The 13,160-nt window shown below is 43.5% G+C and carries 6 protein-coding genes; 5 read left to right on the top strand and 1 reads right to left on the bottom strand.

What is annotated here, in order from left to right:
- The first annotated feature begins 3 nt into the window (after window positions 1-3).
- From QLH32_RS16235 to QLH32_RS16255, 5 genes are all read left to right on the top strand, one after another.
- Window positions 4-2,700, top strand: a complete 2,697-nt coding sequence (locus tag QLH32_RS16235; protein WP_279959668.1) for a beta strand repeat-containing protein — start codon at window positions 4-6, stop codon at window positions 2,698-2,700.
- A gap of 122 nt (window positions 2,701-2,822) precedes the next feature.
- A complete protein-coding gene (locus QLH32_RS16240) occupies window positions 2,823-8,915 on the top strand; it encodes an SdrD B-like domain-containing protein (protein WP_283267059.1) in 6,093 nt (2,030 codons plus the stop codon).
- Window positions 8,916-8,917: 2 nt separating this feature from the next.
- Window positions 8,918-10,081 (top strand): OmpA family protein, encoded by a 1,164-nt coding sequence (locus QLH32_RS16245; RefSeq protein WP_283267060.1) that lies wholly within the window; start codon window positions 8,918-8,920, stop codon window positions 10,079-10,081.
- A 354-nt stretch (window positions 10,082-10,435) separates the two neighbouring features.
- Window positions 10,436-11,131, top strand: coding sequence for a molybdate ABC transporter permease subunit (modB, locus tag QLH32_RS16250; protein ID WP_283267062.1), 696 nt, complete (start codon window positions 10,436-10,438; stop codon window positions 11,129-11,131).
- Window positions 11,128-11,745 (top strand): ATP-binding cassette domain-containing protein, encoded by a 618-nt coding sequence (locus QLH32_RS16255; RefSeq protein WP_283267064.1) that lies wholly within the window; start codon window positions 11,128-11,130, stop codon window positions 11,743-11,745. The genes modB and QLH32_RS16255 overlap by 4 nt, the downstream gene beginning before the upstream one ends.
- Window positions 11,746-11,768: 23 nt before the next feature.
- On the opposite strand, the gene chrA is transcribed toward QLH32_RS16255, so the two are convergent.
- On the bottom strand, window positions 11,769-13,112 hold the full coding sequence (gene chrA, locus QLH32_RS16260) for a chromate efflux transporter (protein WP_283267065.1): 1,344 nt from the start codon (window positions 13,110-13,112) through the stop codon (window positions 11,769-11,771).
- Window positions 13,113-13,160 lie beyond the last annotated feature (48 nt).

Here is a 13,160-nt window from a genome sequence, read left to right on the forward strand (position 1 = left end):
ATAATGTCAAATCGTCTACAACTTACACAGCTAGCAGCTTCCATTGCATTGGTCGCTGGTAGTGCTGCTTTCGTTTCATCTGCACATGCCGCTGCACCAGCCGCTGGTACAAATATCAGTAACATTGCATCTGCAAGCTATACTGATAGCACAGGAAACACTAAAACTGTATCTTCAAATATTGTGACCACCACAGTATTGCCAGTTGCAAGTTTCACGTTGATTGCTGACCGAACAGCAAATGCCAATGCCAACAACCAGGTTTCTTTATCACACACCTTAACCAACACGGGTAACGGTAGTGATACGTTCACGGTAAATGTGGCGGATGTTACCTCTGGTGACCAATATGACTTCAGTAATTTAAAAGTTTATCTTGATGCCAATAAGGATGGTGTTCCTGATAGCCAGACTCCTGTAACAAGTGTTACCTTGGCAGCAGGTGAGTCGGTGAACTTAATTGTTCAGGCAACCACTCCAACAACTCGTGCAGGTGGTGTTGCACTTTCTGCTGGTGATTTGGGTAAATTAACCATCACTGCACAAAGTACTTTAGACAATACACTCACAGCAACAAATACAGACACCGTTAAAATTACCAACGGTGCAGTGATTAGTGTGATTAAATCTGCCAGCGTAACGGCAATTGATGCGACCCAAGCTAGTCCAACCGCTCGTGAAGTTGAATATAAGTTGGTTTACCAAAACACAGGTAACACAACAGCAACTGATGTTACAGTTACGGACTTGTTACCTGCTGGTTTAACTTATGTTGCTAATTCTGCAAAACTTGCTGGCGTGACACAAACTGATGGTGTTGATGCTGATGGTTATAAGTTTGTTGAAACCACTCCAGGATCAGGTAAAGGTACTGTAACCTTAACGATTCCAACTCTAGCACCGAACACTACAGGTACATTAACCTTTAAGGTTCGCGTAGATCAAAATACACCAGCAGGCGTGATCACGAACATTGCAAATGTTGACCCAGATGGTCCATCAGGTCCAGAAGGAAATACGCCATCTAACCCAAATGACGTAAATATCTTAAGCATCAAAAAAGGCACAATCAATGATAGCCAAACTGATGCCTACGCAGATGCGGAGAAAACCTCTGCAACCGCAAAAGATAACCAAATTGTCATTGCTTCAATCAAGCAGGGTGAAGTTGCTGAATTTAGCACTTCAGGTCAAGGTGGCGAGCCAATCGTTATCCATAACACGGGTAATGTGAGTGAAGAGTTTAATATTGCGATTGATAAAGGCACATTACCAGCAGGTAGTATTGTTACCTTGTATCAAGCTGACGGTGTAACGCCATTTGTTTCAACAGGTTCTATCCCAAGTGGTGGTACATACAACCTTGTTGCAAAAGTAACGCTACCAGCAAACTATTCAACATCAACGGCTATTAAGGCGACTTTGACCACAAGTCCTAAGTCTGATGCAACTAAGACAGATACGTTAGATTTGGTGATTAGCCAAGTAACGCCTGCAACAGTTGACTTACATAATGGTGATGCTTCAGATACTACTGGTTCAGTGGCTGGCGCATCTGGTAAGGATACTGGCTTAGATATTGATGTTCGTAGTACCAAACCAAATCAGGCTGTGAATTTCCCACTTCAAATTGATAATGCTGGTGTAACAGGCGATAACTTCAATCTAGGTATTGATCCTGCACATGCATTACCAACAGGTTGGGATGTTAAATTCTATGTGGCTGATGGTAGTGGTAACCCAACAGGCGCACCATTAACCAATACTGGTAATATTAATGGTGGCAGTAACATTAAACTTGTTGCTGTGGTAACGCCTCCTGCGAATGCACCAGCAGGTGACCAACAAGTTTACTTCAAGGTATCTTCACCAGCGACAAACCTAAGTGATGTGATGGTGGACAAGGTTACTGTTCAGGCGGATCGTAAGTTAAGCCTGCAAAATGACCGCATTGGTCAAGTTGCACCAGGTGGTACAGTTGTTTATAAACACACCTTAACCAACACAGGTAACATTGCTGAAGGTGCAACACCAGGTAGCTTACCATTTACCTTGACCAATGACCAATCTGGTAATGGTTGGGTAACCAGCTTGTTTATCGATGTGAATAACGACGGTAACATTGATGCAGGTGATACCCTAGTTACAGGTAGTGATTTGGCAGCGGTAACAGGCGCGATTGCACGTAACGCTTCTGTGAACTTACTCATCAAGGTTCAAGCGCCAAGCAATGCAACCCCTGGAACACCAAGTTCAGTTATCTTCACCATTAACCCAACAACTGTGACTGGTATTGCACACGCAAGTATCTCTAATACTGACTTAACCACAGTGACTGAAGGTCAGGTACGTTTGGTTAAGGATCAGGCTTTGGTTGATTGTACAACAGGCACAGGCGCAACTTATACACAGAACACTGTGAGTGCCAAACCAGGCGAATGTGTGAAATACCGTATTGTTGCGACCAATGAAGGTAATGCAACCGTAACGAATGTGGTGATTAGCGATAATACGCCGTCATACACTACCTTGAAAGCAATCTCAGGTGTGTCTCCACTTGCAACAAGCGCAACATTACAAAACACAGCAAGTTATGTTGATGGCTATACAGGTACTGTTTCAGCAGAACAGTCGCCTTTAGCACCAAATGCAAGTGCAACATTAGAGTTTGTGATTAAAGTGAATCCACTTACACCATAAGCTTTATTCATTCACTTGAAATGAAAACAAATAACTAGAGATGTGAACATTTGCCTAGGCAGGTGTTCATCTCAAATAAATTTTTGAATTTTTTTAGACTATTTAGTTGAAGGGTAAGCGCTGTGCTACAACAGAAGCAATCTAACGCATTCCATAACATGACATTCATGTTATCAACGTTGACGGTATCAATATTGTCAGCGCAGTACGGTTATGCAGCGAATATGCCTGAAGTGGGTAGCTCTATCCAAAATATCGCCTATGCAACTTATGTTGCACCCGATGGTAAATCCCAACAATCAGTTTCAAATACCGTCGAAATCAATGTTTCTGCTCTTTATGCAATTGCTTTAACTACTCCTCCAGTTCAGGAAATTGAACCAAGTACCCGTGTTATTTGGGCAAATACCTTAGTCAACAATAGTAATGCTCCTGTCAATGTACAACTAGACGCATTAACAATAAATGAACTAAGCAATGTTAAAATTTATGTAGATACCAATAAAAACGGTCAATTCGACACCGATGATCAACAACTGACAACCACTGTTGCCTTGGCGGTAGGCCAGAGCGTTCATTTGTGGGTCGTTGCAACAGCGAGTGCGACCCTGACCGAGAGTCAGCAGTTAAATTTACCGTTAAAAGCAACACTTGTTGAAGACAACAGTGTAATAGCAACGGCTACAGATAGTGCCATCAGCTATGGACCACAACTGGTTGCAACCAAAGAGGTTGCCCAGAAAACTTTTGAGCCGTCAGCCAATGCCAGCTATGACCTTAACTATACTTTGGCCATAACCAATCAAGGTAAAAAAGCGGCAAGACCAGTGGATGTGATGATCGATGGTCAGGCACAGAAAATGGTGCTTTTAGTTGATGATCTGCCTGCCAATACAACATTTAAGTCTGCACAGTTAAAAAATACGCAGGCCAAGGTTTTGTATAAGCAAACAGGCAATAACTATACAACGACCTTGCCAGGTGACTTAAGCAAGGTTGATCAATTGGTGGTTGGCTTTCCACAAATAGACGCCAATACAACCGAACAGGTTGACCTTACGGTCACAATGAACCGTAACATTGCCAAAACAACGGTTAAAAATACCTATAAAGTTTCGTATGCAACCACAAATAGCCAAAAAGAGGTATTGTCTAATCCTGCTTTAACCGTGGTAGGTGGTCTCGCAGCGATTAATAATAAATCTGGTGATTTCCAAAATGTCTTGACTACAGGCAGCGTGAATAAACCACTTTATCTTGAAGCGCAAAATGCCAGCTGTAATGCGGACCGTTATACTGCGGACAAGGTAAAGATTAAGATTAAATCAACCAAGACAGGTGATCTTGAAGAGGTCATTGGTGTAGAAACTGGCCCGAATACAGGCGTATTCCATTACACGCTACCAACCGCATTTGCAGATGTAGGTATTGCTTATGATTCATTATTGCAAACTGTCAAACGCGATCAAGTGCAAGTTAGCCTGACGGACTGTCTGGATGCACAGGGTAATTCAACCCAGACATTTACCGATATTAGTACTCAGGTACTTATGGATCCATATGGAACAGTGTTTGATGCCAAGACAGGTTTACCTGTGGCAGGGGCAACCATAACCCTATTAGACCAGAATGGCCAGCCAATTGCGGACAATGTTGCATACAAACTTGATGAGCAGACTGGAGAACTGGTTACAATTCCAGCTAAGCAGGTCACCAATAGTGAGGGTGAATTTATTTATCCCCTTGTTAAAGCAGGAACCTACAGTTTTGTTGTGGATACAACCACAATTCCTGGAAATACACGTTATAGCTTTGTCAGTGATAAATCGGTTTATCCAAGTTTCCCTGCGGATAAGGCTGTTGATCTGGAATGGTCTTATGCTGGCAAATTTACCTTAAATAATGGTGATCCAGCACTAAATATCGATATTCCAATTGATCCTGATTTGGCTGTACCAACCTCGCCGTTATTTGTACAAAAAGTTGCGACCAATAAAAACTCGGAAATCGGTGAGTTTGAAGAATATACCGTGACAGTTGCCAATCGTGGAACTGTTGAGTCCAAAGATGTTTCGATTACTGATACCTTGCCTAGAGGCTTTATCTATGTGCAAGGATCCATGCGTGTTGATGGAACCAGGGTTGCTGATCCATTGGGCGGAAAAGGTCCTTATTTGAAGCTGGGTTTAGGTACACTGACTCCAAGTAAGGAAGTTAAGGTTCAGTATCGCGTCTATATTGGTCCAAATGCCTTGAATGGTGATGGCATTAACCGTGTTCGGGCAAAAGATGGTCAAGGAATCGAATCAAACGAAGCATCTGCAAAAGTAGAAGTAACGCCTGGCGCAATGATCTCTGATGGCTTTATTGTCGGTAAGATTTTTACTGACTGTAACCGTAACGGGGTACAGGATGCAGGTGAAGTCGGTGTGCCAGGTGTGCGTATTTACCTTGAAGATGGTAGCTATGTGGTGACTGACAGTGAGGGTAAATATGATTTTTATGGGATCAGTGCCAAAACCCACGTTCTAAAGGTTGACCGTACCAGTTTGCCAGTTGATTCTGAGTTGGTGTTAATTGGCAATCGTCAGGCAGGTGATCCGAATAGCCGTTTTGTTGATTTAAAACGTGGTGAACTACACCGTGCCGATTTTGCAATTGCCAATGGTGCGGGACAATGTTCGCAAGCCTTATTGCAGCAGATAGCAGAACGTAAAAAGCGCATTGAACTGGACAACACCAATTTAGAACAGGTGTTACGTTCAGACCTTACAATTGATCCAGTTTTTTCCAAAATTACCGATGTTAAAGGTCAGCCAGCAAGTGGTTGTATCTCGGCACAGGGAATCAGGGCCAATTGTAACCTTGATTTTTCCAAGGAACAGGTTAAGGAACTGAAAGAGGTTACTTTTGAACCAGAAAAATCTGGCGTTGCTTCTTCAGTTGCCTTGCCACTGAATGAAACATTGGCAGCAACTGAGAGTGTGCCAGCCGAATCCACTCAAGCTGCGAAAATGCTTAGTCTGGAAACAGTGCTGGAAAATGCTGCCAATAATCAGCTAGAAATTATCAACTTAAAAGATGGGCAGCTTCTTGGTTATGCCCAAACAGCGGTTCAGGTTAAGGGTGCTGCTGGCACACAACTACAACTGTGGGTAAATGGCACACAGGTTTCTGAGAAACGAATTGGTAAGCGTGCAATATTGCCTGACTTACAGGTTGCAGGTCTGGATTTTATCGGTGTCGATCTTGCTGTGGGTAAAAACAGTATTGAAGTTCGTCAAGTCGACATGATGGGCAATGTTCGGGATAGCAAACAGGTTAATGTGATTGTCCCTGACCAAATGGATAAGCTGTTACTTGAGTCAGCCAAAGTACAACCGCAAGCCAACGGCCGTGATTATTTTAACGTGACCATGAAAATTGTTGACCGTAATGGCACATTGGTTTCTAGCCGTACGCCTGTTACGCTCGACAGCTCGATTGGTAAAATTGAGTTGACTGACCTGGACCCAAAACAACCTGGTATTCAGGTGTTTGTTGAGGGCGGTACGCTTGTTGTGCCAATACAGGCGCCAATTGAGGCAGGTGAAGGAACACTGTCGGTTGAAAGCGGTATTTTCCATAGCAGTACCCCAGTACGTTTCTTACCTGATCTACGTCCGATTATCGCAGTTGGTTTGGTGGAAGGATCAATTAACTTTAAGAAATTTGATCCGAAACAGTTAAGTAATGTCCGTTCGCAGGATGGGTTTGAGGAAGAACTGCAAGAGATTTCATCATCAGATAATGGCAAAAGCAATGTGACAGGGCGTGCAGCCATGTTCCTGAAAGGTAAAGTCAAGGGTGAATATCTACTGACTCTTGCCTATGATTCTGACAAGGATAAAAACCAGCGTCTGTTCCGTGATATTCGTCCAGATGAATATTATCCAGTTTATGGTGACTCGGCAGCGAAAGGTTTTGATGCACAAACAACCAGTAAGCTGTACGTGCGTGTGGATAAAGGCCGTTCCTATGCCATGTATGGTGATTATGTCACACGTACTGAAAATGATGAGGGCCTGGCTTTAGGTCAATATAGCCGTTCATTAACAGGTGTTCGTGGGGCTGTCGAAACAGACCGCTATAAAGTAACGGCCTTTGCTGCGCAGACCAATACGCAACAGGTGACCAATGAACAACGCGCCATGGGGATTTCGGGTCCTTATAGCATGGGGAATGTCAATACCGATGATGTGCTTGCCAATAGTGAAAAAGTTGAGGTGGTTACCCGTGACCGCAATAATCCAGGCCTGATCATTTCGCGTAGCACTTTGGCACGTTTTACCGATTATGAAGTGGATACCTTTAGCAACAGCATTTACTTAAAAGATCCTGTACCAAGTGTCGATGCTGACCTGAATCCAGTCTATCTGCGTATTACAGTGGAATCTGATCAGGGTGGGGATGAATACACGGTTGGTGGTGTTACAGGCTCAGTGAAGCTGCTTGATCAGGTGAAAGTGGGTGGGGCTTATGTAAAAAGCAATAATCCACTGACGCAGGACCAGTTGGCCAGTGTCAATACCGTGGTGAAATTTGCCGACAAGGGTAAATTGATTGCTGAGTTTGCCCGTTCTGAAAATATTAATGACGGTTTAAACTCTTTAACACAGATTAACACCACACCAGATGCAACAGGTAAATTGTCGGGAAATGCGGCTCGCGTTGAACTGAACTATGCCTATAAGAATATGGAGCTGAAAACCTACCATAATCAGGCAGATACAGGGTTCTATAACACTGCGGCACCAATCACTGCTGGACGTAAGGAAAGTGGTATAAAAGGGCGTGCGCAACTGGGTAAGATCGGTTTGGCAAAACTGGAGGCTATCCGTACCGAAGATTTGCAAAGTGGTGTCAATCAGGGTGTTTCTGCCAGTATTGAACGTGCGATCAGCCGTATTGTGGCAGTTGAGCTGGGCCTGAAATATTATGATGAGTCTGAGAATCCAGCACTGTTGGGGGCTTCACAAACAGCGCCGTATCATGGTTTAACCGCACGTACAAAAATCACCACACAGCTTCCTTGGCAGGGTTCAAATGTTTTTGCTGAATATGAGCAGGATGTTTCCGAAGCTGAGCGCCGTATTTTTGCCTTGGGTGCGAATTACCAGATTAATTCAAAACTACGTGCCTATGGTCGCCATGAGTTGGTGTCGAGTATTCAGGGACTATATGACCTAAATAACAATCAGCGTCGTAATGTCACAGTATTCGGTCTGGATAGCAAATATAACAATAATGGCACAGCGTTTAGTGAATATCGCGTTCGTGATGGTATCAGCGCTCGTGAAGCTGAAGCTGCAATCGGTTTACGTAACCGTTGGGAACTGGAAAAAGGCTTCTATGCAACCACCAGTTTTGAACAGGTGAAGTCATTGTCAAAAGCAGATACCGATAACCAAAATTCAGATAACACTGCTGCATCTTTAGGTGTGGAATATCTGGCCAATCCAAACTGGAAAGCTGTTGCGAGAATTGAAGCACGTTGGGCTGACCAGTCTGACACCATCCTGAATAATCTGGGTATTGCCTACAAATATTCTGATGACGTGACTTTATTGGCGAAAAATGTAGTTAGCCTGACTGACAGTAAGAATGAAAACAGTGGTGATCGCCTGGTTGATCGTTTCCAGGTGGGTGCTGCCTACCGTGACACTGAGCACAATCGTTTTGATGCGCTGACCAAGGTGGAATACCGCTATGACAGTAACAAGTCAGATTTAAATAATCCATACCTAAAGCATGTCTATATTTTCTCAAATCACTTGAATTATCATCCAGGTCGCGATATTACCCTTTCAGGCCAATATGCGGTTAAAAATGTGGACACCACGTTCTCTGGTTTGGAGTCAAGTGGTATGACGCATATGCTTAGTGGTCGGGCAATGTATGACATCAATGAACGTTGGGATGCGGGTGTTCATACAGGTGTGTTATGGTCAAACATGAGTTCGGGCCGCCGTATTTTGGTTGGGGGTGAGGTGGGCTATTTGCTGGCTGCAAACCTCTGGTTATCAGGTGGTTATAACTTCTCTGGCTATAAAGATGATGATCTGGTGGATAGTGACACAACGATTCAGGGCGCATATGTACGCTTTAGATTCAAGTTTGATGAGAACCTGTTTTCTCGCAACAATGCTACCGTGAACGCTTCAAGAGAACCATAAAGATGAAATATGTCACACCTGCCTTGCGTCAATTTTATCGTGGTGCTGCAACTGTTGCAGTTTACTGGAGCGTGATGGTTTGGGCAGAAAACCCTGATCAGTTGGTTGCACCTGTTACGGCACAAGATTCCCCAAACACAGTCCAGACAGGCATTTATAATCCAAAAGACCAACAGGTTGCTGCCTTGCAGGCACGTCTCGTTCCCTTTTTGAATGAACAGGGGGTTGAACGTTATCATGCTGCCAAAGCAGCCGCATGGTTGACTTATGCAGCCCATGAGGGAAGTGAAAAAAGTGCAACGGTTGCGCGAAAGGAGGCACTTGCTCAGGCGGAAATGATTATAGCGGCATTGGAGCAGGGTCAGGCTAAGCAGTTAAGTTTAACCACACCAATTCTGTCTACCTCAAGTGTAATGCGTCGGGATTTATGGGCAAATGCTGAATTATTGAAACAGCATGCGGGTTTTTCCTGTGCCCAGTCTCAGGTTGCACAGGCAGAGGTGATGCTGGTCTGGGCAGCCGCTGAACATTGTGAGTTGGGCTGGCGACATTCACGGGAACTGTTTTTATCAGCACAGCGCTTAATTGATCAGGCAGATAGTCGGGCGTTTAGTTGCGGTGCAGATGTTCCTCAACAGCTTCCGAAAATTAGTTATCCATCTTTACAGGAACTGAATGGCAGTGAGCAGGGATGTCATGGTGTTGCAGGGCCTTGGCCGATTTGGTCGCCGCAACAAAAAACAGTAATCTCTGAAAATAGGCAGGTTGCTGATCAACCTGTGCCGAACGTTGTGCATTTTGCTTTGGATCAGGCGGTTTTATCGCAAGATTCCATCAATGTACTCAATCAGATTGTAAACTTCCTAACAGCACATCCAGCTTACACCTTGACACTGTATGGATTTACCGATCAGCAGGCAAATGAACAATATAATTTAAAACTGTCCTTGCGTCGTGCGCAGGCAGTATCTCAATATCTAACTCAGCAAGGTGTTGCCCTAAATCGTATTGCGACAGAGGCAAAAGGTAAGACCCAGCTGATTGAAAATGAAAACCCGAAAATGGGGCGTGCCCTAAGTCGCCGTGTGGAGCTGGTTTATGTCGATCCTGAAGGCAGGGAAATTCAAACCATTCGACAAAATCAGGATATTCAGCTAGAGCGCTAAAGTTTTTAAGCTTGCGGTAATAGTTGCTATTGCTAATAATTCTTCTAACTAATTTGGTATCAATATTGCTGACTTAAAACGATTAAAGTTGGCTGAATAACAATTTTAGTTTGGGTCAAAAAAGTATTCATGATGATCGCTTTTGATTTAAGGTATTCTGTATAACCGTATTATTCGCTATATTTATGGAAATATAGCGAAACTTGAGGATAAAGCAGTCTGGACTAGCTATGCTGGCTGATGTGATGAGGAATGTTTTAGTGGAAAAAATTTGAATTTATAAAATTCTCCAAGTTTTTGGAAAATGGACAGATCAAATCGTCTTTAGAAAATATGGCTAGCGTATTGTAATAAATGATAATGTTTACTCCTGAAGAGTTGGAAGTACTGAAACTGTCATGCAAAGTGGCAGCAAGTTGTCTTATTTTTAGTTTGGTTCCTGCGACCTTGATTGCATGGATATTGGCGAGAAAGGAATTCTGGGGTAAATCCCTGTTTGAAACTTTGGTATTTCTGCCTTTGGTTTTGCCACCTGTAGTGCCTGGTTATTTGCTGCTACAGGTATTTGGTAATCGGGGTTTTTTAGGACAATATCTTGCGCCGTTGGGGTTAGAATTTGCCTTTAACTGGAAAGGGGCAGTATTGGCATCCGCAGTGATGGGATTTCCCTTATTGGTGCAATCCATTCGACTGGCGATTGAACTGGTTGATCAACGTCTGGAAATGGCAGCCAAAACGTTGGGTGCTTCTTCCTTTGGTGCATTTATGCAAGTGACATTGCCGCTTGCAAGTAGTGGGATTTTAGTCGGCAGTATTTTATGTTTTTGCCGTAGCTTAGGCGAGTTTGGTGCAACCATCACTTTTGTTGGCAATATTGCTGGTGAAACCCGTACTTTGCCGTTGGTCATGTATAGCTTGATGCAGCAGCCTGATACCGAAACGGCAGTATGGCGATTGATTATCCTGTCTTTATCGGTAGCATTTTTTGCCTTATGGTTTGCACAGTGGTTCAATCGCTATCAGAAAAATAAGCGCGGGTATTCAGCATGATTGATTGTCATATACAGCTACAACAAGGGCAATTCTCTTTGGAACAACGCTTTCAATCTGATCAATCGGTGATTGGTTTATTTGGGGCTTCTGGTTCGGGGAAAACCACCATATTACACAGCATAGCAGGTTTAATCCGACCACAATCGGGGTGGATTAAAATTCAGGATCATATCTGGTTTGATTCAACCCAAAATATTAACCTGAGTACCCAGCAGCGCCGTGTTGGTTTGGTTTTTCAGGATGCCCAACTGTTTCCGCATAAAAGTGTAAAGCAGAATCTATTATTTGGTTTTAAGCATATCCAACCACATGAACGACAGTTTGAACTGGACTATATTATTGAGCTACTCAAATTGGGGCATCTCATTGAACGGACACCAATCAAATTATCAGGAGGAGAAAAACAGCGCGTGGCATTGGGACGAGCCTTGCTGTATTCACCAAAGTTATTGCTGTTGGATGAACCTCTGTCTGCTTTGGATGCAGCCCATAAAGCCGAAATCATTCCTTTTTTTCAACGCGTCAAACAAGATATTAAAATTCCGATGCTCTATGTCAGTCATGATCAATCTGAAATAAAACAACTGAGTGACACAATCTGGTACTTATAATTGCTTAAGTTGTGTATACATGTTTAACCACTCATATAGAGGATTAAACCACAAAAGGCTGAAGCAAAAATCACATACACCACATTGAGCTGAAATTTGAATAGTGCAATAAATGCAGCCAAAGTAATAAATGCCGCTTCATAATTAAAAGGGTGATGAAAGCCGTTTGGCCAGAGCACATGATAACTAAAGAACAAGGCAAGATTGAGAATGACACCGACCACAGCAGCAGTAATGGCGGCAAGTGGCGCAGTAAATTTCAACTCATTATGAGTGGATTCAATAATTGGCGCACCCACCAGTATAAACACAAAGGAAAACAGGAATGTAAACCAAGTGACAATAACTGCCCCAATTGTCCCAGCTAAAAATAAATGATCAGCACCCAATAATGCATGGTTATATGCGCCCAGAAAGCCAACAAAAGCCACCACCATGATTAGTGGGCCTGGGGTACTTTCACCCAGTGCCAGACCATCAATCATCTGGGTTGGACCCAGCCATGCATAATGATTGACCGCACCTTGATAGACATAGGGTAAAACCGCATACGCACCGCCAAAAGTCAGCAAGGCAGCTTTGGTAAAGAACCATGCCATTTGGGTATAGGCATGTTGCCATCCCAGTCCCAGAGTCAAAACCAGCATTGGAGCAAACCAAAGCAATGCTGCAATGCTCAGGATTTTGGCGAGTCTGGCCCAATGGAAAATTGCATGTGCAGGCGTGGGGGTATCATCATCAATCAGGGCTGCCCCATAACTTTTATGATCATTTTGATGGGAAGCCTGAGCGTTAAATAAATCTGGTTTTTGCTTACTCAGCACATAGCCAGCAATCGCAGCCGCTAAAATGATTAAGGGAAAAGGGGTGTTGAACACAAAGATGGCAATAAACGCAGCCACAGCAATCAACCAAAGATAAGCATTTTTTAGTGAGCGGCTGCCAATGCGATAAGTTGCATGGAATACAATTGCGGTTACGGCAGGTTTAATTCCGTAAAACAGGCCTGCAATAATCGGTACATCACCAAACTGAACATAAATCCATGACAGGGCAATCAGGATAAACAGGGAGGGTAAAACAAACAGGATCCCTGCAACGAGACCGCCTGTGGTTCGATGCATTAACCAGCCAATATAGGTGGCGAGTTGTTGTGCTTCAGGACCAGGCAACAACATGCAATAGTTGAGTGCGTGCAAAAATCTTTTTTCAGCAATCCAGCGTTTATTTTCCACAAGTTCCTGATGCATTACCGCTATTTGGCCAGCAGGTCCGCCAAAGCTGATAAACCCCAATTTAAGCCAGAAGCGAAAAGCATCCCAGAAGGAGACAGATTGAATCGGAGGTGTGGTATCTGATGGTTGCATGGAAATTTCCAAAGAATTTATTTTTATAGCGAATGATGAATAGCTGGT

This window comes from Acinetobacter corruptisaponis (genome assembly GCF_030053775.1).
GTDB classification, from domain to species: Bacteria; Pseudomonadota; Gammaproteobacteria; order Pseudomonadales; family Moraxellaceae; genus Acinetobacter; species Acinetobacter corruptisaponis.